Annotated in this window: 34 protein-coding genes; 19 read left to right on the top strand and 15 right to left on the bottom strand. The window is 64.3% G+C overall.

Annotation, left to right across the window (positions count from 1 at the left end; genetic code table 11):
- The first annotated feature begins 70 nt into the window (after positions 1 to 70).
- The 6 genes from OCH239_RS16070 (at position 71) to OCH239_RS16095 (ending at position 3431) form a co-directional block, all read left to right on the top strand.
- Positions 71 to 559 (top strand): hypothetical protein, encoded by a 489-nt coding sequence (locus OCH239_RS16070; RefSeq protein ID WP_037264853.1) that lies wholly within the window; start codon positions 71 to 73, stop codon positions 557 to 559.
- Positions 556 to 1392: an RNA ligase family protein gene (locus tag OCH239_RS16075; RefSeq protein WP_037264855.1), complete on the top strand. Its 837-nt coding sequence runs from the start codon at positions 556 to 558 to the stop codon at positions 1390 to 1392. Before OCH239_RS16070 ends, OCH239_RS16075 begins: the two co-directional genes overlap by 4 nt.
- A gap of 67 nt (positions 1393 to 1459) precedes the next feature.
- Entirely contained in the window at positions 1460 to 1801 is a 342-nt protein-coding gene (locus tag OCH239_RS16080) for a hypothetical protein (RefSeq protein ID WP_037264857.1), read from the top strand.
- Between the two features lie 13 nt (positions 1802 to 1814).
- Positions 1815 to 2498, top strand: a complete 684-nt coding sequence (locus tag OCH239_RS16085; RefSeq protein WP_037264859.1) for a hypothetical protein — start codon at positions 1815 to 1817, stop codon at positions 2496 to 2498.
- 13 nt (positions 2499 to 2511) lie between these two features.
- A complete protein-coding gene (locus OCH239_RS16090) occupies positions 2512 to 2829 on the top strand; it encodes a hypothetical protein (RefSeq protein ID WP_037264860.1) in 318 nt (105 codons plus the stop codon).
- Complete coding sequence (locus OCH239_RS16095) at positions 2826 to 3431, top strand: hypothetical protein (protein WP_037264862.1); 606 nt, start codon at positions 2826 to 2828, stop codon at positions 3429 to 3431. Before OCH239_RS16090 ends, OCH239_RS16095 begins: the two co-directional genes overlap by 4 nt.
- A gap of 42 nt (positions 3432 to 3473) precedes the next feature.
- Here the strand turns inward: OCH239_RS16095 and OCH239_RS16100 are convergent, their stop codons facing one another.
- The 3 genes from OCH239_RS16100 to OCH239_RS23130 form a co-directional block, all read right to left on the bottom strand.
- A complete protein-coding gene (locus OCH239_RS16100) occupies positions 3474 to 3860 on the bottom strand; it encodes a hypothetical protein (protein ID WP_157577900.1) in 387 nt (128 codons plus the stop codon).
- A gap of 38 nt (positions 3861 to 3898) precedes the next feature.
- Positions 3899 to 4309, bottom strand: coding sequence for a hypothetical protein (locus OCH239_RS16105; protein WP_037264865.1), 411 nt, complete (start codon positions 4307 to 4309; stop codon positions 3899 to 3901).
- 152 nt (positions 4310 to 4461) lie between these two features.
- Entirely contained in the window at positions 4462 to 4611 is a 150-nt protein-coding gene (locus OCH239_RS23130) for a hypothetical protein (RefSeq protein WP_162150006.1), read from the bottom strand.
- 389 nt (positions 4612 to 5000) lie between these two features.
- Here OCH239_RS23130 and OCH239_RS16110 point away from each other — a divergent pair, with 389 nt between their 5' ends.
- A complete protein-coding gene (locus OCH239_RS16110) occupies positions 5001 to 5225 on the top strand; it encodes a hypothetical protein (protein ID WP_037264866.1) in 225 nt (74 codons plus the stop codon).
- Between the two features lie 33 nt (positions 5226 to 5258).
- Here OCH239_RS16110 and OCH239_RS16115 read toward each other — a convergent pair whose 3' ends face one another.
- Positions 5259 to 5546 (bottom strand): hypothetical protein, encoded by a 288-nt coding sequence (locus OCH239_RS16115; RefSeq protein WP_157577901.1) that lies wholly within the window; start codon positions 5544 to 5546, stop codon positions 5259 to 5261.
- 375 nt (positions 5547 to 5921) lie between these two features.
- Between OCH239_RS16115 and OCH239_RS16120 the strand changes: the two genes are divergently transcribed.
- Entirely contained in the window at positions 5922 to 6410 is a 489-nt protein-coding gene (locus OCH239_RS16120) for a hypothetical protein (protein ID WP_037264869.1), read from the top strand.
- A gap of 101 nt (positions 6411 to 6511) precedes the next feature.
- Entirely contained in the window at positions 6512 to 7153 is a 642-nt protein-coding gene (locus tag OCH239_RS16125; protein ID WP_037264871.1) for a pyridoxamine 5'-phosphate oxidase family protein, read from the top strand.
- Between the two features lie 23 nt (positions 7154 to 7176).
- Here OCH239_RS16125 and dinB read toward each other — a convergent pair whose 3' ends face one another.
- Genes dinB through OCH239_RS16140 form a run of 3 tightly spaced genes read right to left on the bottom strand, consistent with a single transcriptional unit; the run spans position 7177 to position 8941 of the window.
- Entirely contained in the window at positions 7177 to 8274 is a 1098-nt protein-coding gene (gene dinB, locus OCH239_RS16130; protein WP_037264873.1) for a DNA polymerase IV, read from the bottom strand.
- Positions 8271 to 8681 (bottom strand): type II toxin-antitoxin system VapC family toxin, encoded by a 411-nt coding sequence (locus tag OCH239_RS16135; protein WP_037264875.1) that lies wholly within the window; start codon positions 8679 to 8681, stop codon positions 8271 to 8273. Before OCH239_RS16135 ends, dinB begins: the two co-directional genes overlap by 4 nt.
- Positions 8681 to 8941, bottom strand: coding sequence for an antitoxin (locus OCH239_RS16140; RefSeq protein WP_037264877.1), 261 nt, complete (start codon positions 8939 to 8941; stop codon positions 8681 to 8683). Before OCH239_RS16140 ends, OCH239_RS16135 begins: the two co-directional genes overlap by 1 nt.
- A 214-nt stretch (positions 8942 to 9155) precedes the next feature.
- On the opposite strand from OCH239_RS16140, the gene OCH239_RS16145 reads away from it, so the two are divergent.
- From OCH239_RS16145 to OCH239_RS21755, 8 genes are all read left to right on the top strand, one after another.
- Positions 9156 to 9680 carry a hypothetical protein gene (locus OCH239_RS16145; RefSeq protein WP_051489534.1) on the top strand — a complete coding sequence of 175 codons (525 nt, stop codon included), beginning with the start codon at positions 9156 to 9158 and terminating at the stop codon, positions 9678 to 9680.
- A gap of 44 nt (positions 9681 to 9724) precedes the next feature.
- A complete protein-coding gene (locus OCH239_RS22765; RefSeq protein WP_157577902.1) occupies positions 9725 to 9901 on the top strand; it encodes a hypothetical protein in 177 nt (58 codons plus the stop codon).
- A gap of 122 nt (positions 9902 to 10023) precedes the next feature.
- Complete coding sequence (locus OCH239_RS16150; RefSeq protein WP_037264879.1) at positions 10024 to 10686, top strand: SOS response-associated peptidase; 663 nt, start codon at positions 10024 to 10026, stop codon at positions 10684 to 10686.
- Positions 10687 to 10925: 239 nt separating this feature from the next.
- Positions 10926 to 11219, top strand: a complete 294-nt coding sequence (locus OCH239_RS16155; RefSeq protein WP_157577903.1) for a hypothetical protein — start codon at positions 10926 to 10928, stop codon at positions 11217 to 11219.
- 113 nt (positions 11220 to 11332) lie between these two features.
- Positions 11333 to 12379, top strand: a complete 1047-nt coding sequence (locus OCH239_RS16160; RefSeq protein ID WP_037264883.1) for an endonuclease/exonuclease/phosphatase family protein — start codon at positions 11333 to 11335, stop codon at positions 12377 to 12379.
- Between the two features lie 370 nt (positions 12380 to 12749).
- The gene (gene repA, locus OCH239_RS16165; protein WP_037264885.1) at positions 12750 to 13982 is read left to right on the top strand and encodes a plasmid partitioning protein RepA; all 1233 of its coding nucleotides are present in this window, start codon (positions 12750 to 12752) and stop codon (positions 13980 to 13982) included.
- Positions 13982 to 15010, top strand: a complete 1029-nt coding sequence (locus tag OCH239_RS16170; RefSeq protein ID WP_037264887.1) for a ParB/RepB/Spo0J family partition protein — start codon at positions 13982 to 13984, stop codon at positions 15008 to 15010. Before repA ends, OCH239_RS16170 begins: the two co-directional genes overlap by 1 nt.
- Before the next feature lie 272 nt (positions 15011 to 15282).
- Positions 15283 to 16527 carry a helix-turn-helix domain-containing protein gene (locus OCH239_RS21755; RefSeq protein ID WP_051489535.1) on the top strand — a complete coding sequence of 415 codons (1245 nt, stop codon included), beginning with the start codon at positions 15283 to 15285 and terminating at the stop codon, positions 16525 to 16527.
- 994 nt (positions 16528 to 17521) lie between these two features.
- Here the strand turns inward: OCH239_RS21755 and OCH239_RS16180 are convergent.
- Together OCH239_RS16180 and OCH239_RS22770 are read right to left on the bottom strand one after the other, a co-directional pair.
- Positions 17522 to 18415, bottom strand: coding sequence for a recombinase family protein (locus OCH239_RS16180; RefSeq protein ID WP_037264888.1), 894 nt, complete (start codon positions 18413 to 18415; stop codon positions 17522 to 17524).
- Between the two features lie 91 nt (positions 18416 to 18506).
- A complete protein-coding gene (locus OCH239_RS22770; RefSeq protein WP_157577904.1) occupies positions 18507 to 18716 on the bottom strand; it encodes a hypothetical protein in 210 nt (69 codons plus the stop codon).
- A 426-nt stretch (positions 18717 to 19142) separates the two neighbouring features.
- On the opposite strand from OCH239_RS22770, the gene OCH239_RS16185 reads away from it, so the two are divergent.
- Positions 19143 to 20390 carry a hypothetical protein gene (locus OCH239_RS16185; RefSeq protein WP_037264890.1) on the top strand — a complete coding sequence of 416 codons (1248 nt, stop codon included), beginning with the start codon at positions 19143 to 19145 and terminating at the stop codon, positions 20388 to 20390.
- Between the two features lie 81 nt (positions 20391 to 20471).
- On the opposite strand, the gene OCH239_RS16190 is transcribed toward OCH239_RS16185, so the two are convergent.
- Both OCH239_RS16190 and OCH239_RS16195 read right to left on the bottom strand, forming a co-directional pair.
- On the bottom strand, positions 20472 to 22031 hold the full coding sequence (locus OCH239_RS16190; RefSeq protein WP_157577905.1) for a hypothetical protein: 1560 nt from the start codon (positions 22029 to 22031) through the stop codon (positions 20472 to 20474).
- Complete coding sequence (locus OCH239_RS16195; RefSeq protein ID WP_037264894.1) at positions 21992 to 22855, bottom strand: hypothetical protein; 864 nt, start codon at positions 22853 to 22855, stop codon at positions 21992 to 21994. The genes OCH239_RS16190 and OCH239_RS16195 overlap by 40 nt, the downstream gene beginning before the upstream one ends.
- Before the next feature lie 718 nt (positions 22856 to 23573).
- Between OCH239_RS16195 and OCH239_RS16200 the strand changes: the two genes are divergently transcribed.
- Complete coding sequence (locus OCH239_RS16200) at positions 23574 to 24062, top strand: metallophosphoesterase family protein (protein WP_037264895.1); 489 nt, start codon at positions 23574 to 23576, stop codon at positions 24060 to 24062.
- A gap of 416 nt (positions 24063 to 24478) precedes the next feature.
- On the opposite strand, the gene OCH239_RS16205 is transcribed toward OCH239_RS16200, so the two are convergent.
- The 4 genes from OCH239_RS16205 to OCH239_RS23365 all read right to left on the bottom strand — a co-directional run.
- Positions 24479 to 24970, bottom strand: coding sequence for a PRC-barrel domain-containing protein (locus OCH239_RS16205; protein ID WP_037264896.1), 492 nt, complete (start codon positions 24968 to 24970; stop codon positions 24479 to 24481).
- Between the two features lie 162 nt (positions 24971 to 25132).
- Complete coding sequence (locus tag OCH239_RS22775; RefSeq protein ID WP_157577906.1) at positions 25133 to 25297, bottom strand: hypothetical protein; 165 nt, start codon at positions 25295 to 25297, stop codon at positions 25133 to 25135.
- A 16-nt stretch (positions 25298 to 25313) separates the two neighbouring features.
- On the bottom strand, positions 25314 to 26273 hold the full coding sequence (locus OCH239_RS16210) for an endonuclease/exonuclease/phosphatase family protein (protein WP_211242001.1): 960 nt from the start codon (positions 26271 to 26273) through the stop codon (positions 25314 to 25316).
- Positions 26274 to 26383: 110 nt separating this feature from the next.
- Positions 26384 to 26617, bottom strand: a 234-nt coding sequence (locus OCH239_RS23365) for a hypothetical protein (RefSeq protein ID WP_211242002.1), incomplete at its 5' end; no start/stop codon positions are given.

The following is a 26617-nucleotide window of genomic DNA, read 5'->3' on the forward strand; positions in this document are numbered from 1 at the left end:
TTGTTTTTCTTGACACCTGTGGATCTCGAAGGGATATTTGCGAAAACCTTTCATCAATAGAGAACCTTCCATGTTCGACCGCAAGCCTCCCGCCACAGGCCAGTTCACCTCCGCCATCGTGTCCGAGGACAGCCCTGCGCCGATCGGCCCGTTGGCTGGCATGGACATGCGTGAGGCGCTGTCGCTGGCGGAGGGCGAGCGCGTCGACGTCACCGAGCCCGGCCTTTGCCTCGTCGAAGTGCCCGACGGCACCCGGTTCGTGATGCACTTGAAATCGGGCTCCTTCACCGGCCCGGTCCGGTTGCTCCAGATCCACGCCCCGATCACGGCCCGGATGATCGCCGCCGCGGGGCGCGATGGCGCCCCTGTCTGGACCTTCGGGTCGCGGGACGCATTGTACGGCGCCCTCATTCTCCAGTCGGTGGCTCTTTGTGTGCTGCCGACGCTCATTCCCATGACGTTCGTTGGCGGCACGATCAGCTACCTGATCATGGCCATCAGCATGTGTCTGGCGATCGCGATCCTGCCGCGGCCCCGTCCGGAGACGCTCGGCACATGACCGAGGACCGGATCATCAAGTACCCGCGGACCCCTCATATCGAGGGCTCGAAGCTGCAGCCTGGAGACAACGCCGACGGGCAGATGTCGATCGCGAAGCTGCGGGAGATGTATCCGGACGCCACCTTCGTCAGCGAGGAGAAGCTCGATGGGGCCAATACCGGTCTGTTCGTCAACCGGGACCTCGAACTGAACCTGCAATCGCGCGGGCACGTGTTGCGAGGCGGGGCCCGTGAGGGTCAGTTCAACCTCTTCAAACAATGGGCGTGCCACCACGAGGCGGCGCTGCTCGAGCGCTTCGAGGATCGCTACCGGCCGTACCACGAGTGGACCTTCGCCCGGCATACCCAGTTCTATGACCGGCTCCCGCATTTTCTGCACGAGTTCGACATCTGGGACATGAAGGACCAGATCTGGCTCTCGACGCCGCGGCGTCACGCGCTGCTCGAGGGGCTGCCGGTGGTATCCGTTCCGGTGATCAGCACCGAGTGGCCGCGCGACCGCAGGCAGATGGCCGCGATGGTCGGACCCTCGCTCTATCGCAGCGAGACCTGGCGCGACAGCCTCGTGACGCAGGCCGAGCGGGCCGGGGTCGACCCCGAGGCGGCGCTTGCCGAAGCCGGCGCGGGCAAGCCGGACGCCGATCTCGCCGAGGGCATCTACATTAAGATCGAGGATTCCGACCAGGTGCTGGCGCGGTTCAAATTCGTGCGCAGCGGCTTTCTGCAAACCATCCTCGAGAGCGGCTCGCACTGGCACGAGCGCCCCATCATCCAGAACGTGCTCCGCGAGGACGTGGACCTGTTCCCGGCCGTTGACGGGCCCGGCTGGTAGAGGGACGAAGGCAAGTCATGTGTGAAAATGGAATTTCGACAAATCTCATCATCACGGAGATCACGACGTGACCCCGACCCGCGCCTATATCAGCATCGACTACGACGAGGGCGAGCGAGGCAGCTACCGCGGCGTCGTGGTGGGCCATGCCACGCGCGAGCTCAAGCGCTGGTCGAGCGGCGATCCGCAGGCCGACTGGAAGGAGCTGCTGCGCTGGCTCGAAACCGGCCGGCCCGAGGGCCTCTCCGTCGGTGAGACCAGTTCCATCACGCATTTCCTGCAGGACGTTCCCGGCTGGCGGATGATCGAGGATGCCGCGGGCCGCGAGGTTCTGGTGCCCGAGGACCGTCCGGGCTTCGAAGATCGAAACGGCGTACCGATCCCCCTCCCCGACACCCCCGACCTCTGAAACGGAACCCAACATGAAAAAGGCCATCGGCGCCTACCTCGCCTTCTCGTCCGGTCAGCTGTGGATCGCCACGCGCGATATCCTCCCCGCCACCGGCACGGGCCAGAAGGTCTTCAGCCTGAACCACAAGGGCCTTCACGTCATGCCGCTTCCCGGCGGGCTGCCGGCCGAGGGCGTCGATGGTGCGCCCCGTGCGGAGGTGCTGGACGTTCTCGCGAACGGCCATGCCTACGAGGGATCCGTCGTGGTCTCCATCGATCACGACGGTGTCGTCGGTCTCGTCGACGGCTACGGGCTCCGCCGGCTCACGGCCGCGACCATCACCGAGGAGGATCAGGATGTGCTTCTGGCGGTCGAGCGGGCCGCGGTGTGGATGGCGCGCATGCGTCCGGCCCTACCGGAAGTGGTCCGCACCACACTCGCGGACTGCCAGTTCGCCGGGCCGGACGAGGTGGCGCCGACGGACATCGGCCTGACGATCACCGTCGCCTCCGATCGGGTCCTGATCGTGACCGAGGATGAGAGGAAGGTCGCCGTCGAACTGATGAACGGGGACCTGCGCGTCTTCGCGTTCGAGCACGATGCCGGCAAGGAATACCCGGTAGTCGTCACCATCCCGCCGCGCGGCGAGATCGGCGTCGAGATGTCCGACTATACGCGGGAAGAGCGTCCCGACGACGCCCCCGGCCTCGCCTGAAGGAGACCTCACCATGGCAATCGCTCCCATCACGCCGGACGAGGTCGCAACCGGCGCAGGCGCCGTTCCGGACGTTGTCCTCGCCGCTTTCAACGGGCTGCTGGCCGAACGGGCCCGCAACGGGCGGTCCCGGTTCACCCAGAACGAGGTAATCGCGCGGATCCAGGAAGGCGTCGAGGCGGCGGGCTCGAAGATCTCCCGCCAGGAGATCTTCGCCAAGCACTATCTCGACGTGGAGAGCATTTACCGCGCCGCCGGCTGGCAGGTGCGCTACGACGCTCCGGGCTACAACGAGAGCTACGAGGCGTTTTTCGAGTTCAGCACGGCATGACGGCGATGATCGATCTCGCGCCCTTTCATGCCTTCGACCGGGACTACGCCCGGGCGCTCAGGTCCTGCGGCAAGGGGACGATCATCGCGCTCAACGGCGCGGGCGCGGCCGGCACGCGCCTTCTTCAGGAGATCGGCCACGTTCTCCAGACAGGCCGCGGTCCGCGTTGGACGACCGAGAGCGGGGATTGCTACTTCGCAAGCACCGACATCATGCTGGGCCTGCTGCAGATGGAAACTGCCCTGCCCTTCCGGCTCGTGACCGGCCGTTTCGACCACGCCGACATGCCGCACCCGGTCTTCCATGCCTGGCTCGATGCAAAACTGCCGGACGGGGCGTGGGTCGCGATCAACGTCTCGAACCTCGGGGCACGCCCGCTCTACGCGGTGCCGCGGGCGGACTACCTCTGCCGCAACGCCTGCCGCGGGGAGTTCCAGGTCCTTCCGATGGGCGAGTTCGGGCGCCGGACGATGACGGCCTTGCGCCGCCAGGGGCTGCCCCGCGGGCATCGAAGGCTCGATCGGCTGGGCGTCCGCGAATTCACCATGGTGCTGCTGCGACGCACCCTCGCCGAGGCGCGGTGCCACGGCAATCTCAGTTGAGAGCGTGACACGGCGGTCGCTGCGGAGTGAACGCCCCGCCGATCAGTCGAAAATGCGCGAGTCCCGGATGAGTGCCCACCAGTTCGACCATTGCTTGAAGCGGGTCTTGGCGAGCTCGGCCACCTTCTTCAGGTAGACGACATCCCGCTTCTGGAGGCGTTCGCCTTTACGGGGCCCGTTCGGCACGCGGAACTCCTCGTTCGTCAGCGTACGCGCCGGGTTATTGTCCGCGCCGCCGCTGGACGCGTCCAGAAGTGCGAGGAGATAATCCCGCTCCGCTTCAAGGCCGAGGTAATGCATGTTCCAGGCGTCGACCTGATCGTGCAGCCCTTGGATCGTGACCTTCTGGTTCTCAACAGTGGTCTCAAGGTTCGCGCACAGCACCTTCCACTCACCGATGCTCTCCTCGAGGCTGCGCGCCTTTGCCATGTTGTATGCCGATGAGAAGCTCATCCCCGTTACCCCGTTCAGTCAAAAATTTTCCAGTCGCAGACGAGCTTCCACCAGTTCTTGAACTGGGGCATCTTCGACTTTCCCAGATCGGCGATGCGCTTGAGGTACACGACGTCGCGCTTCTGAAGCTTCTCACCCTTCCGCGGGCCGTTCGGTATTCGATACTCCTCATCGGCGAGCGCCCGCGCCGGGTTCTTGTCAGCGCCGCCGCACTTCTCATCTATTAGACGCAGGAGATAGTCCCGCTCCGCCTCTATGCCGGCGTAGTGCGCCCTCCAGACGTCGATCTTGTACTTCTTCTCCTCGACTTCAGCCGCAAGGTTCGCATTGGTGGCTTCCAGGTTCGCACACAACACCTTCCACTCACCGATGCTCTCCGAGAGAGCGCGGGCCCGCGCCATGTTGTAAGCGGATGCAAAGCTCATTCCGGTTTCGCCTTTCCGTGTGTTATCCGGAATGTATTCGGAGGACTTCGCGTCCGTAAACCTGCCGGATGCGGGGCCACGGAAGGTGTTGCCCTCTGCCGACGTAAACGCGCCTCCCGCAAGGTCCTAGCGATTTTTCGCACTCCTGTGTATCATCCCGCGAGACCACGACAGACCGGCGACCGCGCGGAGATCTCGACGATGAAACCGGCCCCTTCCGAGGAGATGGGCATCCCCGCGACGGTGCTGCGGAACCGCGGCAGCTGCGCGATCATCATCGTGGAACCTGCGACCTCGGGCATCTGGGAAAGCGGTGCCTTGCTGCGGGCCGAGCGATGCACGGATCGGCTGCGCCTGGTCGGCGCGGAGGTCGGTGCGGCGGCCGTCTTCGTCGACCTACAGGCCGAATGCGACTTGAGATCCGCGTTGTATCTCAGCCTTCTTCAGGCTGACCGGGGCGGGCTCACGCTGCTCGCGGACCGGCTTCGCGAACAGGTCCCCCTAGCCCGGACACGCCGCCGAGATCGAGGCGCTCGCCGCGGAGGTCGGCCTCCATATCGAGCCGAACTGAATGGGCAATGCGCTTGCGGATACGGACGAGACCCCCTCGCCCTAATCTGTTACCGCGCCTCTTTTCTTTTCCTCGTTTTTTTTTCGCAGTATTGTCGGGATGACCATTGGAGGATTGGACATGGCCATTCGCTGCGTGACCATCGGCGTTCACATCACCGTCCAGGGCGAACACATCGATACGCTCGATGACGGCCTGGCCATTGTCGACGGCGGCCGGGGCCCCCGTACCGGCGTCCTCGTCGGGGCGGACGAGGTCGCCCTGGCGACAGCGGCGATCCGGGCGGCGCAACGCGCGCCTGTCGCCGAATTCGATGACGTGCCCGAGGTGGTGCCGGCGATCTAAAGAGGGGCGCACGCCTTGCGCCTTCGCCTCGGGCTACCTCAGTTGTCTGAGGAGGAAGTTGGCGAGTTCCCAGGCCAGCGAACCGATCGCTGCCCAGACGAGAACGGCGGGCAGGAAAAAGCCGACCGCCCATAGCGGGTAGATGTCCTCCCCGATATCGCGACCAAAAACGATGCATTCCTGGGGACCGGCTGCATGGAGACCGCAGCCGGCCAGGACCAGGATGCAGGAGAGCGCGAAGCCGGCGAGCCAGACCGCAGCCGGCCCGAACACGAACGCCCGCCTTACGTGGGTCATGCCGCTGGTTTTATTCTCGCGCACCCTCGTGACCTCCCGCGGAGACGAACAACCATCAAGATATACGGTCGGGGCGCAACGGCGCAACTTGCGGTACCGGGAGGCAATGCAGGCGCTTCGCTGCGAGATTGGTGTCTGCAGGTTGGTCTTCACCGCCAAGCTGCGCTCGGCTACGGGGCGGCGTCGAAGAGCGACGGCTGCTCCGGAGCGCTATCGGTCTCAGTCTCGAGAGTTGAGAGCCCCCGGCGCGCACCGGGATTTGTGGTGGCCCCCTGGCATTCCAAAGTTCTGCCTACCATCGGGAGAGGAAGGACTTGTGGATTCCCCCTTCTGTGGCACTCTGAATCCAATTTGAATGACCGCCTTTCAACGCCTTCGGGCCCCTTAGGAATTGGATTCATGCTGCGCGTCCTGTCCACGTGCGCTTTTGCGCTTCTCGCCGGTCCGGCTGCGGCCGATTGGGCATTTCGGCCCTCCGAGGCTTCCGACGACCTTGGCAGCGCGTACGTGCGCAACAGCCAGGGCCACACGCTCGATGTCGGGTGTGGAAATAGCGGTGAGATCGCATTGCAGATCACGCCCGATATCTCCCGCCAGGCCAGCGGCGTCGAAGCCTACACGATGGTCTTCGAAGGCGAACGCGGCATGCTCCTGGTTCCGTTGACCTGCGAGCAGTGGGGATGCTCCAGCGACTCCGCTTATCCAGACGGTCAGGTCTGGACGCAGCGCCAGAAAGAGGTCCTGATCGATCATATCCGGCGGGCACCCAAAGTTTCGATCTGGATGCATGCCACCGATGAAAAGATCATATCCGAGTTCAGCCTAACCGGATCTACCGCCGCACTTGGCAAGTTGGCCGAAAGCGCGAGAGGCTGCATCGGCCTTTGACAGACAGTCACGGCCGGAAGCCTCGTGACCGGCCTCGGCCGACGTAGGATTTCGCGGCGTGATCCACTATCGTGCTCGCATCGGATGAAGAGGAAACGACGATGCAGCCCAGACCCGAGTACGATATTGTGGACGAGACAAAGCTGCGCGCGCTATTCCCGCCGACGCACGACCTTGCCGCCGCCAAGGTGCTGGGCCATCTGGACCGCCACGCGCGGGACTTCATCTCCCGTGCGCCCTTTATTTGTATCGGAACGCAGGCAGAAAACCGGATGGCTGATGTCAGCCCGCGGGGCGATCCTGCCGGCTTCGTGCATGTGCTCGACGACAGGACGCTCCTGATCCCCGACCGGCCGGGCAACAACCGGCTCGACAGCCTGGCGAATATCATCGCGAACCCGGTGGTCGCGCTGCTCTTCCTCATTCCGGGATATGACGAGACGCTTCGCGTGAACGGGCGCGCGCGGATCACCACGGATCCCGATGTCCTGACCGCCCTTGCCATGCAGGGCCGCTTGCCGCGCTGCGCCATCGTCCTCACCGTGGAAGAGGCGTTCTTGCACTGCGCCAAGGCCTTGCGCCGCTCACGCCTCTGGGACCCAGAGGCGCGCCAGGACCGCACCGCGATGCCCTCGCTCATGACCATGATGCTGGATGCCAAGGGCGAAGCGCCCGCCGATCCGGCCGAACGCGCCCACCTCGACGACGCATTGGAGGAGGCCTATCGCACGTCCATGTACTGACGTGCCGACCTCGGTGACGCCCGTTACGGCGCGGCGTCGAAGAGCGACGGCTGCGCCGGAGCGCTATCGGTCTCCGCCTCGAGACCGGATAGGCTGATCCCGAGCAGCCGGACCGGCCCACGGAACGGATGCTGCTCCTCGAGCAGGTGCCCCGCGATCCGCGCCAGGTCTGCGGCCGCGCGCACCGGCTCGGGGAGCGTGCGCTGGCGGGTGATCTGTTCGAAATCGGCGAACTTGATCTTCAGCGTCACCGTATAGCCGGCAACCCCCTTTTCCTCGGCGCGGCGCGCGACCTTCTCCGCGATCGGACCAAGATCGCCCTGCGCCAGCGCCAGGTCGAAACGATCCGTCTCGAAGGTGGTCTCGGCGCCGACCGACTTGCGCTCGCGGTGAGCCCGCACCGGCCGTTCGTCGATGCCGCGCGAGATCAGGTGATAATGCTCGGCCGAGGAGCCGAAATGCCGGCGAAGCGCATCCATATCGAGCGCCTGCAGGTCCGCCCCCGTCTCGATCCCGAGACTTTTCATGCGCGCCTCGGTGACCGGCCCGACGCCGTGAAACCGCCCGACCGGCAGGGAGGCCACGAAGGCCTCGGCGCGCCCGGGCCGGATCACGGTCAGCCCATTCGGCTTTTGCTGATCGGAGGCGAGCTTGGCGAGGAACTTGTTGTAGCTGACGCCGGCCGAGCCGGTCAGCCGGGTGGTCTCGAGGATCCGCGCGCGGATCTCCTCGGCAATCCCCGTGGCCGTTGCGCCCTGCGCGCAAGCCTCGGAAACGTCGAGATAGGCCTCGTCGAGCGACAGCGGCTCGATCAGGTCCGTGTAGTCCGAGAAGATCGCGTGGATCTGGGCCGAGACCGCCCGGTAGACCTCGAAGCGGGGCGCAACGAAGACCAGGTCCGGACAGGCGCGGGCCGCGCGCAACGACGGCATCGCGGACTTCACCCCGAAGCGCCGCGCCTCGTAGCTCGCCGCCGCCACGACGCCCCGTGCCTTGCCGCGGCCGACCGCAACCGGCCTGCCGCGCAGCTCGGGATTGTCCCGCTGCTCGACGCTCGCAAAGAAAGCATCCATATCGACGTGGATAATCTTGCGCAGCGGCTGATCCCCATTCGGCCTCATCGCTCGTTTTGAAGCCAATTTTCGACGCGGAGTCCCGGAACCCTGGCGAATTCCTGTTCATTGCCCGTGACCATCGTGGAATCGAGACAAAGCGCGTGCGCCGCAAGGAGAAGATCATTCGGGCCAATGGGTGTCCCCGCCCTCTCGAGAGCGAGGCGGATGCGCGCATAATCCGTGTCCCAGGGCTCGTTCAGTCCGAGGACCGGGATCCGTCCCAGGACCGCATCGACGGCCGCGGTGAGACGCGCCGATTCTTTCTTCGCACACCCAAAGCGCAATTCGGCAGCCGTGATGATCGATACACCGATCTCGCCAGCGCCGACTTCGGCGATGCGCCGCGTTACGGGTCCTCTTGGATCGCGAAGCATCGCAGAGACGATATTCGTGTCGAGCAGGTATCCCGACATCAGAGATCGATGTTCTTGAGCGCGGGCAGATCCTGATCCACGTCCGGGAAGGCGTCGTCCTCCGGAAGCGGGTCCATCGCCGCCAGAAAATCGAGAATGTCGCCTACCGGCACCGGTTCGAGGATCAGTCGGTGGCCGTCGCGACGGATCAGAACCCGATCGCCAGGCAACTCGAAATCGGCCGGTATCCTGACCGCCTGGCTTCTGTTGTTCCGAAAGAGCCGCGCCTCGCGTGCGTCTGATGCATCGTTCGAGATCATGGTAACTCCCAGCATATGCATCGTGCATATACTCTGCTTGAGGTGCCTATTCAAGGGGCTTCGGGATCGGCCGCTTCCCACCTTGCGCAGGATGTCGGATGCGAGGCTGGCCCATTGCAGGGCGCGACAAAACCCGCCAACAGCGAGCGGCCTCATATGTGTGCCGCCAGAAACTGTATCGTGATATTCTGCCCGACATTTGAGGGAGACATTCATGCGTATCGCGACATTCAACATCGAGAACCTCGACGACAGCCCGGTGGACCCTGATGAGGATCCTCCTTTCGAGGTCCGGGCCGCCATTCTTCGCCCCATGCTCGAGCGGCTGCGTGCCGACATCATCTGCTTTCAGGAAATTCATGGCCAGCGTGACGGCGAGGACGCGCCACGTCGCCTGCGCGCGCTCGAGCGACTTCTGGACGGCACGCGCTACGCCGGCTTCGAGCCGTCTTCGACGCGAACCCAGGCCGGGCAGATCGAGGCCGAGCGCAACCTCGTCGTCGCCTCGCATCCGGATTGGGCCGTGGAGGAGGCGCGGGAGATCCAGAACACGCTCGTCAATCCGCCCGAGTATTCCCGGGTGACCGCGGAGGGGGACCAGGATCCGATGCGGGTCCGCTGGGATCTAGTAGCGGCCGGCTGCGGCATGACGGTGCTGTCGTCGGCCTTGCGCAACCGGAGCGCAGGCGTAGAGAACAGCCTCACCCGCAAGGCGGCGCTGGTAAAAGCGCTGTTGTGACCCCATCTTTTGTGCTAGCTCAGTGCTAGCGGAGGAGATCGACGATGAGCATCGATGCAATCCTCTCCATTTCAGGGGTCGCGGCCTGTGCCGCGGGTGCCTACTTCGTGCTGCGCGCCTACGGTCAGACAACCAAGTCGGCCGAGCCGGATCCGGAGCGCGTGAAACGCTTCGTCGACTCTGCCCCCTTGGATCAGCTGCAGAACATCCAGGCCCGCTGAGCCTTCCGCTCGACGTCCCGCCCGCTCGGCCGCATCCGCTCGATGCGGCCGTTTTTGTTCGAGCCGTCCGGTCTCGACCGAAGGCACTTCCATCGACGGATCGCTCGGCTACGGTGGGATGCTTGTGCAACCTCTACGCCAACACCTCCACCCAGGACCTGATGCGCCAGCTCTTCTCGCTGCCGGCCGAGCGCGACCGCCTCGGCAACGCGAGCGGCTGGCCGGCGATCTTCCCCAAATACCCCGGCCCGGTTCTACGTCTTGCCGAGGATGGCGAGCGCGAGCTCACGCTGATGGGATGGGGCTTCGCGATGCCGCAGACCTCCAGGAAGACCTGCAAGCCGATCCAGCCCAAAGCGATCAACAACGCGCGGGACGACAAGGTCCGCAGCTCCGGCTTCTGGCGCAAGAGCTTCGAGGAGCGCCGCTGCCTGATCCCCGCGACGAGCTTCTGCGAGGCCAAGGGGCGCGGCCCGGCGGTCTATCACTGGTTCGGCGTGGACGGGCGCAAGCCTTTCTGCTTTGCCGGCATCTGGCGACCCGAGAAGATCGGCTACGGCAAGGAGGATCCGCCGGAGGCGACCTACTCGATGCTCACAAGTACGCCGAACCGCCTGGTCAAACCGATCCATCCCGACCGCATGCCGGTCATACTGGACGAGAGCGACTGGGAGACCTGGCTGCAGGGCACCCCGGACGAGGCCGCTGCCCTGATGCGGCCCTTCCCCGAGGACCGCATGGAGATCATCGCGAAGGGCGAAAACCTGAGGTCCGAGCCCGACTGAACTCGATCGGCTACACGGGGCGGGCCATCATGTCACGGATTGCTCAACGCGCTGTACTACGCACTTGCCAGTTTAGTTCTCGCATACCTAGAGCAACAAGGCTGGTGCGCTGACAGAAGTAAAAAACCTGTATCTCTGACCAGACCGCCCAATTCTCACCGGCCGGGTTTCTTCTTCGGGTCAAGGCCGACACGGCTCCGGCTGGGATGCTCTTCGACGGGATCCGCGACCTTTACACCATGCTGAGCCCCATCGCCGAAAGCAATCGGCTCTTTCTCGAATCCATCGTGCCGGTCCTCGCGGATTCCGCGAATGTGCAGACACGGGCGGCTGCGGTCGAGGCGGTCCGGGCTGGACTTCTTTTCGAGCATGTCCAGACGCAGCTCATCGCAGTGATGGACCAGATGAACTCGGACAATACGGCCCGCCTGGTCACGGCCGCGGAACTGGCCCAGGCCTGGGGCTACCTTGCGCTGTCCCTACGTGACGAGACAAATCGCCTGCGAGAACTTGTCATCGACATCGCCGCCTGAAATGGACCCTCGAACATCGGTGTCAGGTCCGTCCCCCTCGTGGAGACGATCCGGGCGGATCGGATCCGCTCCGGCGCGGTCGCCGTGTTGCGAAAATTGAAAACAGGAACGTCATGAAAGTCAGCGCCATCCCCCTCGCCCTCGCCGCATGCCTCGTGGCCGTAACCCCGGCATTTTCCGACACGCTGGTCGGAAGCTGGAACGTCAAGCACCTCGGGTGGGATAACGACAAGGACATCACCGCTGTCGCGCGCATCGCCTCCGCCTTCGATCTGGTTGCGCTCCAGGAGGTCATGTCGATGGACGGGCTCCAGGCGCTCGAGACCGAACTCGAGCACCTGACCGGCGAGGACTGGCAGAGCATGGCCTCCGACGAGATCGGCCGCGGCTCCTACCGGGAACGCTACGCCTTCCTTTGGCAGACGGACGAGGTCACCTGGCTCGACGGCGCCGTAGTCTTTATCGACGACCGGGATGCCTTCTCCCGCGAGCCCTTCTCGATGCGGTTCGAGACAGCGGATGCGTACCGGTTCGTTCTGGCCTCGGCGCACCTGATCTGGGGCGACAGCCAGGACGAGCGTGAGGTCGAGGCGGCCGCACTTGCCAGCTACCGCCGCTGGCTGGACGAGAGCTTCCCGGAGACGCCGGTCTATATCGCCGGCGATTTCAACCTCGCCCCCGACAATGCCGCGTGGCAGGGTCTGGGCGAGATCGCTTCGCCCCTTGTCACCGACGGAGCCACGACGCTGTCGCCGGTCGATGGACGCTTTGCCAACCTCTATGACAATATCTGGGTGCCGGCCGGAACACCCCTGCCCGTCGCCGCCTCCGGGATCCTCGATTTCCCGTCGGAACTCGGGCTCACTCACGAGACGGCCCGCACCTACGTCACCGATCACGCGCCGGTCTGGATGCTGCTCGATCCAGGTTCGGACTGGATCGAACGGCCCCCGCATGTTTCTGCCGGCGCATACTCGGACGACAAGGCACGGGAGCTGACGGGCGCCGCGGACGCGCCCATTCGCGGCAACCGGACCTCGAGCATCTATCACCTCGAGAGCTGCCCCGGATACGATCAGATGGCCGACCGGAACATCGTGGCGTTCGAGACCGAGGCCGACGCCATCGCATCAGGCTACCGGATGGCCCGAAACTGCTAAGCCCTGCTCCGACCGCCAGAATGGTCGAGAATCGGCATCACCGGACGGTGATGCCATTCCGACACGATTCCAATTTCAGGCAATTGCGGCCAAGGGCCGATCCATCAACAGGCGCAATATGTTACGGCCAATCTCTCACGCGCCGCGTGTGCCAGCCTCGCCCGCGCACTCTGTGGATAACATTTTATTCATGTGTTACAGCACCTTAACTGGAAAGCTTAATTCACGCAACGTGCCTTTGAGACGTCTATTTCACGCCAAAGATCACATTTTTATTGTCTCGCGCGATCCTGCGTGCCAAAGACCTAGTGCGCGCCAAACGACCTGAACAGGCAAATTGCGCGCACTCGAGGCAGCAGGATCGAGGGGCATGACCGAGCAGAACGTAGATTTGGGGCGCGAGGAGTCCCTCTCCGACTATATTCAGAACCAGGCGGAGCGATTGAGCCAAGAGCTCAACCGCCATATGTTCGACAGCTTCGCCCCCGACAACACCAAGGTGTTGCGGAAGTTTACGGCCGCGGAGGCGTCCGACCTCATCGGGACGTCGACGTCGAACCTGCGCAAGCTTCATTCCGAAGGCAAGATCCCCGACGCGGAGACCGACAGCCGCGGGCGGCGTCTCTACAGCGCCGAAGAGATCCACAAGATCCGCGACTATCTCGCGATCGAGGGCCGGAATACCGACATCTTCCGCCCCGGCCGGCGCTCCCCCCAGGATCAGATGCAGGTCATTGCGCTCGCTAATTTTAAGGGAGGCAGCGGCAAGTCAACCACAAGTATTCATATGGCACAGCGCTTCGCGCTAAAGGGGTATAAGGTTCTGGCGGTCGATATGGACCCCCAAGCCTCCCTTACGACCATGTTCGGATACCGGCCGGAGATCGCGTTCGCCGAGGGCGGCACGATCTACGACGTGCTCGATTACGAGAACCCTGCCCCGCTCAGCAGCATCATCCGCGATACGTATTTCCCCAATCTCGACCTTGCCCCTGCCGGCATCATGCTCTCGGAATACGAGACTGAAACCGCACTGGCGCTGCAGCGGGGCGCTCGGGTCAGCGGGGCCCCCTTCTACAGCCGGCTCACGCAAGCGCTGCTGACGGTGGACGACTATTACGACATCGTCTTCATCGACTGCCCGCCGCAGATCGGATTTCTGACGCTAACCGCCCTGACCGCCTCGACAGGCGTGGTGACCACGATCATCCCGGCCATGTACGACGTCGCCTCCATGGCCCAGTTCCTGATGCTGGCCGGCAACCTCATGCGCACCATCGAGCAGGCCGGGATCAATCCGGACTGGGCGTTCATGAAGTACCTGCTGTCGCGCTACGAGCATCACGACGGCGCGCAAAGCCAGATGGCGCATTTTCTCCGGATGATGTTCGGCGACAATGTCATGGAAAACCCGGTGGTGAAGTCGACCGTGATCCTCGATGCGTCCAGCACGCAGGAAACGATCTACGAGATCCCGCCCACCTCGGTGAACAAGAAGACCCTCGAACGGGCGCTGCAGAGCATGAATGCGGCGGCCAACGAGCTCGAGGTCCTCGTCCAGCAAGCCTGGGAAAGACCGGTCCCGGATAAGGGAGCTGCATGATGGCCCGAAAGAAACTCTTCGACAGCCTCGTCACCGGAGACGCGCACCCCGCCGCAGGTCCGCCTCCGGGCAACCGCAGCCGAGACGACGTGCCCGCCTCCCGACCGCTGCGGTCCATGGGCCACAGCCTGCAGGAGCTGCAGAAATCGTCCGTCCAGGATATCCCGATCGACCAGATCCGGCCCTCGGCGATCATGGACCGGATCGATGTCAATGAGGGGATCGAGGATCTCGTCGAGTCGTTCCGCACCTCCGGTCAGGAGGTCCCGATCAAGGTCCGGGTGACCTCGGATGACAAGCCTTACGAGGTCGTCGTGGGCCGGCGGCGCCTGGCAGCCGCCAAGGCGCTCGGATGGAGCACGATCCGGGGCTTCGTCACCCAGCTCAGCGACGATGAGCTGCTGTTGGCGCTGGGGTCGGAGAACTCCGCGCGGCTCGACACCTCGTTCATCGGCCGGGCCCAGCTGGCGCACCTTTCATTCGAGGAAGGGTACACCCAGGAGCTCGTGGCCAAGTCCCTCGGCGTCTCCCAGACGCTGGTGAACTTCATGCTCAACATCTATCGCAGCATCGGACCCGAGGCGATCGCAGCCATCGGGGACGCGCCCGGCATCGGCCGGGGCAAATGGCAAAACCTTCAGCGCGCGCTGAAGGAGAGCGAGATACCTTCTTCCGACGTCCCGGCCATGATCGAATCGAACATGGACCGGTTCGGCGGCGACGCAGAGGCGGCCTGGAGCCGCCAGAACGCGTCCGGGGATCACGACGAGCGCGGGATGCCCGAGAGCACCAGGCGCTTCGAGGTGCTCCTGCGCGCGCTGCAGGACAAGCCGGCGCGCAAGGCGGCTGAGAAACCGCCCTCCCCTGCCCCGCGCAAGCTGGGATCGGGCAGCGCTGCAACCGTCCGAAAGCAGCGCGAACTGGTGATCAAGCTCGGAAAGTCGGCCACGCCCGAACTGCTCGATTACCTGGAGGAGCGGCTCGAGCAGCTTGTCGCGGAATACGACGCCAATAACGATCGGCCCTAAGATAAGATCTTAACCCATTGATATAATTGAATAAAACAAGCATTGGGTGGACGCCGGAGGGTCGGCTAGCCGGATTATTACCCCTGTAATAGTCCATTCAAGTCCCGGAACGGGGCGCAGTGAAGAGGAGCAGACACGGGGCAAAAGAAAAGGCCCCCCGAAAACGGAGTTCCGGAGAGGCCAGTCTAGTCACGCAGCCTGTTTAGCCTTTCTCCGAATCGCATGCAACACCGGTTTCGGTGAACGGTCGATTTTTGCCGTCTGAAATTGCCATGACGACATTCATGCCCGCGGGAGCCCCGCGCCGGCAAACCCGAGAGGTTTGCCAACAGCCAGCGTCCCGACCACAGACGGTCGACCGCTGGGATCTCCTGCACCTGGTCATCGAGCTCAGGAAGCGGCTCGGTATTACAGATCGCGAGATCACCGTTCTGCGGGCGCATCTCAGCGTGCTGCCCCATGGCCCGCTCGACCCGGCCAGGCCCGCCTTCAGCTTCATGCGGGTCGGTGACATCATCGACCGGGCCAACGGTATGGAGCCTCGCCGCTTCCGTCGCGGTGAGGCACGGCTCGAGAGCATCGGGCTTGTCAGGCGCAAGCTGAGCGCCAACGGCCGGCGCTTTCCGGAGCGCGACGGAGACGGACAGATTGTCGCCGCCTACGGGATCGACCTCTCGCCCCTGATCGGCCGGTACACCGAGCTCGTCGAGACGCGCGACGCGATGGTCGAGGCTGCTCGGCGCTTCCGTGCGGTGCGTAACGACATCAGCGCACGGATCCAGTCGCTCGTCCGGTCGACTGAGGTGCTACACGCCGACCTGCGTGCGCGGACGGAGCGACTGAGAGACGTTGCACGCGCCCTGCTTCGGAGGGTCTCGACGACGTTGCACGACCTCCAGAATCTCGATCGCGAGCTGACCGAGATCGAACGTGACGCGGCCGATGATGGCGGCGCCCCAAGCGACCAGGCACCCTGCGAGCCGAGCCCCCCTGCCCTGTCGCCCGAGAGCCGAGACCGCGCGCCGCGCGAGGTCTCGGCTGCACCGCTTTGGCCGAGCGCAACCGGCGCCTTGCGTGCAGCCGCACCGGACAAAACCGCCCGCGATGACGGACAAATTGTCCGCCGCATAGAGTCTGAACCAAAAGATATAAATAGAACCTCAGCTCCAGGCGAATTGCCCCAACAAGCGGTTGCACTCGCATGGACCAGATGCGCTACGATCACCTCGCTCTATCCGGACATGCCTCCCAGTGTTCATGGTCTCGGTCAGCTCATTCAGGAATTTTCTTCATTCTTGGGACTTGGACAGGACATCACGGCCCGTGCCGTGGGCCTGCTGGGCTGGGACGGTGCGCTTCTGGCCATCGACTATCTTGCCGAGAAAATACAGAAGATCGATCGGCCACGCGCCTATCTTGAGGCGATGCTAAGCGGATACCGGTCCGGAAAGCCTATCGCTGGCGGCCGAGTGCAACCTCTCGGCACCGCGGCCAAAGGCGGGTATGCGGCGGCGTAACTTCTGGAGCCATAGCCCCCATCATGATCTCAGGCTCGGTGCCATTGCGGGATCGAGATCCGGCAGAAGCCGAGATCCGCGCCGTTCAGACCGGTCCACTGTCGATAGCGGCGGTGCCCACCGAACGCACAGGCGACGCGCCCCGAGGCGGCGCATTGGCGGTTGGCTTGGAAGCTGTAGCAGATGAGGAGTGACGGTGGTCGATGACGCAAGTCACGCGAACTGCCCGATCCGGGGTCAGCTGCTCTGGAGCAGATCCATCGGAACAGCACTCCGCCAATTGCCGAATCGTTATTACAGGCGTAATAAACGGCGCCTGTCTCGGGCATTGATGGTGCTTCAGGCTCCACAGGAACTGGGGAACGCGTCCAGCCTTCGCCGCCCGGCCACGACGGATTTATTACCCCTGTAATAACGCGGATCGGACCTGCATCGTCGATATAATAGTCGGCCGTCGCGCCGCGCTTCTCGAGACCATGAGGCCTTCGCCGTAGCGGGACGACCTGTTTCGAGAAAAGCGGCGACGCCCGGATCGCAGCAGATTATTACCCCTGTAATATCCTCGGCCGTGCGCACGGGCGAGCTTCTCTCTGCCGCCAGCCGGGGCATTATTACCCCTGTAATAAACTGTGCAGCTCGCGATATTACAGGGGTAATAAATCCGGGCCGCGCGAGGTCCACTTATCTCATCGCGAGCGAAGGGGCGCCTCGATCACAGCCGGTGCCGCGCGGCGACGAACGTCTTGAACATGGTTCGGCTATTGGGCAGAGTGGCGCAGGCGTCACCGAGCTGTGGGACGCACCGAGGGGCAGGGCGCCTCACAACGTCGGTGATGTCCGGCCGCGTTGTCTGCCAGATCCACGAGCGCCTGAAATCGCCACTTAAACCTCCATACCCGTTTCATTTTTCGCGGTATCGCCATGTTGGCGCGCGACGTCAAAATGCGCCGCGCGGGCGAACGGTTGCAGGGCAGGGCGGTTCTTGCTCAGCAGGTCAGCCGTCTAGGAGAAGGCCGTTCTGGCGCGCACGGTCGAGCAGCATCTTCACCGAGGAGGGACTCCAGCGCGAGCGGCCGCGCGGGGTGCGCTCCCGCATCTGTTCCAGTCGCTCTGCGATACCGGCGAGTGTGATGTCCGGCTGGCCACCGGCGATCGCCGCAACGAGCACCATCAGCCGGTCGTCGGGCGGGCGGGGCGGGGCACGGTCCAGGACCTCCGCCTCGAGGAGATGCTCCGCGACGTAGGTCTTGGCCGCACGTTTCAGCCGCTCGCTCGTCCAGCGCTTGGCATCGGTCGGCAGGCGGGCGTTGATGATACGGGCGACATCCTCCCAGGGCATCTGCGGGCGCAGGCGGCGCACTTCCGGGACCCAATCCTGGGCGCTTCCTTCGAGCCGCTCGAAAAACGCTTCGCCGCGGGCAGCCCTGAGCTTGCGCAGCGCCTCGGGATCCTTGGTCCGAAGGCCCGGATTGCCCCCGACACGCCCCTCGCGACGCGCTGCGACCAGCCCGGCGCGCGTGCGATCTCGGATCAGCGAGCGCTCGAGTTCCGCAGCGGCGCCGAGAACCTGCAGTGTGAACTTTCCCTGCGGACTGGAGGTGTCGACCGGATCCCGCAGCGATCGAAAGAACGCGCCGCGCTCGTCGAGCTGCTCGATCACCTCGAGAAGGTGGGACAGCGAGCGGGCGAGCCGGTCGAGGCGGACGACGACCAGCGTGTCACCAGGCGCGATAACCCGGACGAGGCGGTTGAGGGCAGGGCGGGAACGTGACCCGCCCGAGCCATGCTCCTCATGGACAGTCGTGCAGCCCGCGGCGCGCAACTCCTCGGCCTGGGACGCGGTGGACTGCTCGTCGGTCGACACGCGTGCATAGCCAATCTGAGTCACGCGGTTCTCCGGTGTCGGGGCAGGGGGGGGCGAAAGAAAGTGCCGAGAGCGGACCGTGACGCTCCGGGTCCGGGATTGCGGGCGGTCCTGTTCAGTGGGCATCGACAGAAGGCTCGGCTGCCGCGGGAATGTCCGGCCGGTACCACTTCGCGGCGGATGCGGGAACACTCCCTTGGGCATGGTGATCGCTGCGCGCATCGCAAGCGAAGATATCGTCGCATTCGCTGCCTGTATGCCAGAATGCATGAATCGATTTTTCGTTATTGCGCGGAAGGCTTAGGCGCGCGAGCTGTCCGCTCATACCAGTTCGAGATCCTGTTACCGGTACCGGGCGAAGCGTGCTACCGTCTAGTCCTCCTGTCAAATTAAATTTTCGCAAACTACTGCGTAATGCGATCCCAAACACGAACGTGCGGGGAACGAGGCGGTCACAGGCCTAGGCTGACGGCGCCCACCGCTCATGTTTCAATTGCGGAAGACGGTTACAATCGGTCGTTTGAAAACACCTGCAAGCTGCCGGCGCTCTGGTCCCGCTCGTTGACCGCACGCGGGCGCGGGGCGCCGAGCCTTGTTCTACAGCGCTTTGTGGTTGGGAAGATGTCCGGGCATGTGCCTTTCGCGGTAGGGTCCGCCGGCAGGGCAGGGGAGGGGAATTCGCGGGCCGGCGTAATTTACCAGGACAATAGAACGAATATGTGGTTTTCCTTCCGTAACGAGAGGTATCCGATTGGCAACTAGCGAAAATCAGCACACCGCTCGTCATGCACGGACCGCCTTCGATCTCGCGCTCGGGACGGAGGTGGCGGCTGCCCGCATCGAAGCGGCACTCGGCGTCGATCCTGAGATCGCGGCGCAGTGGCGCAGCGAGATCGGCGTCGCCGAAGCCGTCGCCTCCGTGGGTCTCGAGGACGTGCGCCTGTCCGAGCCGGATCTCCTGATCCGGGTGTCGGAGAATCCCGGGACCGGGATCGGTAACGGGGTGGAGGCGCGGGCGGTCGAGGACGCGCTCGCCATCCTGCGCTTCATTCGGGCGCCGGGCGACGTCGCTTCGGCGCCTGCGGACGTTCTCGATCGGATCGATCGGCTGGCGATGCGGGGGGAAGGGGATAGCGATGCGATCCCCGGATCCGAACTGGCGGACATCTTCTCCGTCTGTCGCGGACGCGCCCCGATCCTCGAAGCGGTGCGGGCGGCGGCCGACTACGCCTGGCGCACCGACCGGCGCAGCCCTGTCGCGGAGCGGATGGTCTTCATGGCCGCAGAGCACGCGGCACGGGGGCAGGGCGCGGGCGCCGCGCTGCGCGACACCGGGACCGACCTTCTGCGCGGGCTGGGTGGCCGCTTTGCCGCGGACTGGATCTGTCCGCCCTCGCTTGCGCTCACCCGCCCGATCTTTCGCGCCTGGTCACCGGGCAATCCGGGCATGGTGCGGGAGCTTCTCGAGGCGCTCGACCGCATCCTGTCCCAGGAGCTCGGCCGGGTGATCACGATCCGGCGGTGGCGCGCGCGCCTCAGCGAGGTGTCGGCCGGGCGCCATGGCCGGTCGCGTCTCGGCGAGGCCGGCCACGCCTTCGGCATCGAGCCGTTCATGACTTCGCGGGTTCTGGCTGACCGGATCGGGATCACGCAGCGCGGTGCGCTCAATCTCCTGGCCCAGCTCGTCGAGGAGGGGCTCATCGTGGAGATGACGCGGCGGCGCGCCGCGCGGATCTGGGCGACCCCGGGTCTCGCGGCGATCCTCGCTCCTGCCGCGCGGCGGCGTGCGGCCTCGGCGCGCCGGACCGGACCAGTGCGGTCATCGGCCGAAGGGGCAGGGGAGGGCGCCGACGCGGCAGGGCCCGGGCCTGCGGAGCAGATGAGCACCCGCAACCTGCGCGCGGAGGGGCAGGCATCGATGGAGCGCGCGATGGCCGAGTTCGACCGGGTGCTTGCGGAGGTCGACGGGATCCTGGGGCGGACGAGAACCGCCCCCTAAGCGATCACCGGGCGAAATCGGCGCCGACCCAGATATCTCTCCAAGCGGTGGTCTTGGCGACCTTTGGCCTCAGCCTGAACGTCAGCGACAATCACCTTGAATTGGGGCAAGCGAGACCTGCAGCATCTCGTCTTCGATCTCCGCAGTCAAAACGCCGGTGGCATCGGCTGGAACGAAGACATAGAGATGATCCCCTTCGATGGCGCTTGCGCCGAGATCGGAGCCGTCAAGCGATAGGCGTCCGATACCGCCGGCAGGGGTCAGGGCGACCACAAGCTCGCGGCTTTCGGTGCATCCCGCGATCAATGTGCGGCTACCTAGGGCAAGTCTCTGCGCGCCCCGTCCAGTCGGCTCCCAGTTCTCGAGCGGGCGCCAGTCCGCTTCCTCGGTATCGGACTCTGGTTCGTCGTCCTCGGCCGCGACAGACGGCGTGGGCGCGCGGCCGGCCAGCGCGGCCAGACGTCCGTCATCTATGCCGGACAGCGCGTGGTCGCACGGCGTCTCTCCCTCGGCCCAACCGGTGAGAGGCGGGGCCGCCTCATCGTAGGATTTGTCGTGAATCTGGTCGTTGTAGCGCTCCGGTGCGTTGCGCCAAAACTGCAGAACGACGATGTCCCGATCACCGGACCTGGGCGTTGCGTGAACCACGCAGGATGCAAGTGTATCGCCGGGAGTATCGCTGAAAGGGGCCTCCAGCGACATGCCTGCCGGGATGAGCGGCAGCGCTTTGGCGCCAGCCGCGATGCGCGCCCGCGCTCCAGTGGACGTATCGATCTCCCAGACCGAAAATGTGACATCTGTCACGAATGTCTCGTCGAAGCCCATACCGCCACTCGGGCCATAAAAGCCGCTCAGATTTCCGATGTAGCTGTAGTCGCCGAAATAGTAGATCCGCCCGGTCTCGCTTTCGACACGAGGCGGCAGGCCGCCCGGGTTTTGCTCGGAGGGTGTCATGTTGTCGGGCACATTGACACCGGAATTCCGTGCCAAGGTCACGATGTCGGCGATATTGTGCATTGTCGCCATGCCATCCGACGCTCGCGAGAGAACGCCGACAAGCCCTTTTTCTGCATGCGCGACAGGTGCTCCGGCGCTCATGGGTCCGACCGCATCACCCCGCAACACGACCATGCCGGACGCATTGCCAGAAGGTTCGAGCAATGCGTCCGGCCGCTCGAACCCACCGATCGGATTTTGAGTCATTATCGACACACCGCCATCGGTGTCCGGTTCGTATATTCCGATCAGGGGCTCCTGTGTCAGCCGGAGACTTCGGTACCATTCGGCAGCGGCACTTTCGGAGATCTGAGTGTCGACGATCGCGAGGGGAGCGAGCGCCTCGGCTTCGTGCTGTGCCGAGACCGGGTTGCAAGGACCATCGGACCACATTCGGATGCAGACGCCGGGTTCGGACACGGTGTCCGCAGGCACGACGAAGCTTCGGACACCCATCGTGCCTCCGATGATTGTCGCTGACGCCAATGGGGTTCCCTCTGGCGCCTCGACCATCGCGCCGTAGAGGACAAGCTCATCGGCCTCCTGAGCATAGACGGTGCTGGCCGACGCCACGCCAACCGAAAGTGCGGCCGATGCGAGCAGCCTCATCGTGCGGCCTCGAGCGCAGTGCCTGTCCAGTTCCATAGGATGTCGCACCCTTGCGCGGCACCCCCGCATGTTACCCCTTGGGTGCTGGTACGAAGGGCCACTTGGCCAAAAGCACGATCAATTAGCACGGGGTTCAGTCCGAGGATCTGTTTCCGGCTCGACGTCTCTGTCAGGAACACCTCGATTGTGCAGAGCGCGGCGCCGCAGAAACCGGCGCCGCGGCCTCGGCTGCGATCGTTGCAACTGACATCGGCCCAATCCAGAACCACGTCTTCTTCGGTATCGTTGTCGATCCGCCCGCTCAGGATAGCGTCCTCGGCAAGGGTGAAACCGCCACCGCAAGCCTGAGTTACCACATCTACGACCGGGGCCGGCAATCCAGAGTTTTCGGCTTGCGCTGGCGGGGCCGCGCTTGCTGCACCGCTGCACTCGGACAGGGCACTACTCATCGCGCGCGCGGATCCGCTCAGTGAAAATTGCCATGCGGGCTGCCCCGGTGGCGCCACGACAGCCACCGTTCCTCCGCGCAGTGCCGCGAGCAGTTCCGCAGACGGGTGACCGGTCCACAAGCCGTCGGGCGGATAATGCGTGCCGGTCAAGAGGTAGGGGCGTCCGTCGACCGTAATGGACACGCGTTCTTCGCGGTCGGGGCCGGCCGCGGCGGGCCAGCCCTGCGTCCACAGATACGGCGCCCCCTCATCGCACATGACGGCGAGGGCGCCGATACCGAGATCGGAGATCCCGAAAGCGGATGGCTCGTCGATGAAAATTTCACTATGTCCGACCCGCCATTCGGCCGAGACTGCCGCCGGAAGGTAGATAGAAAAGGCAAGCGTCCAGAGCCCTTTGATCCAAGGCATATCGGTAAAACCTTTTGCATAATTAATCTATCTATCGCAGCACTCTGAAGACGGCCTGTCAACTTTCTTCATCGCGCGTCTTCGGAATGCCGATTTCTCTCGCCTAACTTGATCGGTAAAGGCTTCATTCGACTTTGGAAAAGCTTGTACGACTTAACCTCAAGGTTGAACTCGCTAAGGTGGCTGAGAGTCGAGCCCCGCGTAACGCGCTGGCGTGGTTCCACTGGGAAACGGCGTGCTCGGCTCTCAGTTCAGCATCCTGGGGCGCTAGGGATGAAACCCCGGCCGGATGCGTGACCAGGTCGCGACGAAAAACGCCCGGGCAGTACCCGGGCGCAATCATGATGCAAATGTCACTCGAAACGTATGCCGACCAAGACCCTAGCCCGAGCGCGGAGAACCGCGGCGTCCGAGAATGCGAACCCGCCGCATTTCCTGAGGGGAAACCCTCGAATTCTGTGTCGGAAATGCGGCAGCGAGCCAGATCTCAATAAACGATTGTTGCCCCAACGGAAGATGATTCCTGCGGCTCGAGATATTTTCGGGCAAGCATATGTTAAGATGTGGTTAATCCTTTCCACACCCGTTCGGCACCGCTCGCGCAAGTAGAACGCCCTCGGGCCGTTCTTCCCGTGGGCGAAGGCAATCGAGAATCGGTGCGGGGCGGGGACGTCCCACCTTCGCTGTTGCAGACATCCGACATCTCAAGGAGCACCCCATGGAGCCATTCCGCCAGTCCTCTTCTGGGGAGCGCATCGGCGTCATTTCCGACACCCACGGCCTGCTGCGCCCCGAGGCTCTGGAGGCGCTCGAGGGCATCGACCGCATCCTGCATGCGGGCGACATCGGCAATCCCGATCACCTGGACGTGCTGGCGCGGATCGCTCCGGTGACGGCGATCCGCGGCAACGTCGATCGCGGCGCCTGGGCCGAGGCGCTGCCCGAAACGCTGAACCTCACGGCGGCCGGCCTGCGGATCCACATGATCCACGACCGAAAAGTCTTGAAGGCCGATCCGGCAGAGGAGGGATGGGACGTGGTCATCTCCGGCCATTCCCACAAGCCCGGCATCGAGGAGACGGGCGGCACCCTCTGGCTGAACCCGGGCGCAGCCGGGCCCCGGCGTTTCCGCCTGCCGGTCACGCTGGCCTTCCTCTGGGAAGAGGCGGGCCGCCCGCGGGCGATGATCCAGCCATTGCCCGTGTGACAGGCGTCGGTCTCGCAAGAGGTAGCCACCTGCGAACGGGAAGAGGGCGGACGCTGGGGGAGGACCGCCTGTGCCCCCCGACCGAGCGGACGTCTACCGGCGCCGCGGCCCGCCGAGCGCCCAGGGATCAAGAACCTCCGCGCCGAGGGCCGTGAAGGGGGTGCGGTCGCGTGTGGCGATCGTGGCCCCTGGCCGGGAGAGCACGATCGCCGCGATCTGCCCTAATGCGGGGTAGGGGCGATGCACCTCGGCAATAGTGACCCCAAGGTCGATCTGGCGCTAACGGATGCAGACATTGTGAATCAGCGAAGAGCCACGGCCCGATCCATCAAAGTCTTATAAGCCAGCGCTTTGCGCTATTCAAAAAAAATGGGCCGGTTGTCCCGGCCCATTGAGCTTGGCTCATGCGTGAGGCTTCAGTTCCAAAAGCCTTCATCGACGCCTTCGCGGTCTTCGAGTTGCTCTTCGGTGAGCTGCGTCACGTAGCCGTAAGTCTGGTCATCAACCGGGACGAGCTTCATCTCGTCGACGTTGATCATGACATGCTTGTCGCCAACATCGAGGAAGCCGCCGACTTCTGCGACGATCCCGGTGACCTCACCGTTCCGCGTCAGCACGATGTCCTCGATCTCGCCGATGAGTTCCCACTCTTCGTTGACGGCGTCGAAGGTCGTTCCCTCGTCCCAGGTCATCGAGGGCGCTTCACCATCCGCGTCAACGGTGTAGACATTTCCGTCGGTGATATCGCGTGTGCGGATGAGGTTCGCGCTATCCATGTTCTGCATGTCAGCGCCCGACTGGTCCGCTTCCATTTCGGTGCCGACGCTCTCGTCGGAGCTGTCGCTCTGAGCCGTTGCGGTGGTTGCTGCGAGCGTAAGGGCGATCGCGGATACGGTCATGCGGATCATGTCTCGTCCTTTCAATTTGCTTTCATCGAAAGAACGGCGAGTTTCCGCCGTTGTTCCATTACACGTTACAAAGCCTGAACCAGCATCGAACCGCATAATGGTCCGCATGATCCGGAACCTTTAGGACTGCATCTTGACCGTATGCCCCGGCGGATCGGGGTCTTAGCCAGGGCGTTCGATAGCCTGGCTGGACGGTTGGCCGGGGTCCCATTCCTGCCGTTCGAGGCCGAGCTCGGCGCAGATTGCGTTCCAGCTGTCCGAGGCCAAGGTCAGGTCGAAGTCGAAGATGAAAGACAGGCGCGGGATATGGGGATGGGTGGATGGCATCGAGTGTATCCGGGGGTCATTGAGCGGGTGGAGTGACGCGCGTGGTGGCGGCGATAATTGCGCGGGCGCGGTCGAGGTCGCCTGGACGTAGCTCGGGGGACGACACGTCGGTCGGCTGGTGGCAGAGCATCACTTCGACCGGGTAATGGTCAGAGCCGAAGCCGCGCAGGACCTCGAGGCCCGTCACTGTGACGCCCGTCGTATGCAGGACCTGATCGAGCGGCCAAGCCATCCACCAGGAGTGGGCATCATATGTGGGCAGAAACCCGAAGATCCGCCGCGGGTCGACGAGGCCGCCGATGCGCCCGAGTCGCTCGACCGTCCGCTCCCACGGCACCGCGTTGAGATCGCCGGCCAGCACGAGCGGAGGCCCGGCCGTCGAAGCCTCGAGCCCCGACCACATCAGCACGGCATCGCGGCCAACCGAGGACTGGCCGGGGTGCGGCGGACGGGGATGGATGCCGAGGAAGCGCACCTCGTCGCCCGCGGGCAGGGTGACGGTCGACAGAATCGCTGGCGTATCCTGTCCGACGGGAACCATCACCTCCGTGCCACTCAGCGGCAGGCGCGACAGCAGATGCATGCCGAAAAAGCTGCCGGTGATGCGGGCGGCGGAATAGGGCATCTCGCCCGAGAGTTCGGCAAGGTGCCGGTCCCACCATTCCGTCGTCTCCAGCGCGAGCAGGAGGTCCGGATCGTGCTCGCGGACGATCTCCAGAAGCTCCGCGGCATGATGGTTCTCGAGCTTCACGTTCGCGACCATCACCGAAAACCGCCGCTCGGGTGCGCAGGCCGCCGTGTCGCCAGTCGCATCAGGCAGGTAGGGAGCGAGTTTGACGGCATTGAAGGCCAACGCCGCGAGGAGCAGCCCGGCGAGCGCCGCGCGCAAGCGATCTGGCAGCCGTCCGGCGAGGGCCAGAACGAGCAGCACGATGCTAATGGCGATCGCGTATTGCAAGCGCGGGAAATCGGTCATCCGCACCCACCACATGTTCGTGGGCCAGATTGCCAGAAACGTCGCGAGACCGAGGCCGGCCGTCGCGAGGCACAGAATTAGAGATAGAAGGATTCGCATGGCACCGAAAACTAGTGCGCGCGCCGAGCTAGGTAAGTCTGCCATCGCAGCGTGTTGCCGAGCAGCGCAGTAGGTTTGCAGACGAGTTCGCGACAATCCAAGGCCGCGAGGCGACCGATTATGGGGAAGAAGCTGAAGCGGACATTCAAGCCGGGTGCAGCATGTGGCAAAAAGGGTTCGCTTGCGACCTTCGCCGCGGCTTGCCTGAGCTGCGGCAGTGCGGGACAAACCGGGCTGTCGCGAAC

It is taken from the genome of Roseivivax halodurans JCM 10272, from assembly GCF_000521785.1.
Classification (GTDB): Bacteria; Pseudomonadota; Alphaproteobacteria; order Rhodobacterales; family Rhodobacteraceae; genus Roseivivax; species Roseivivax halodurans.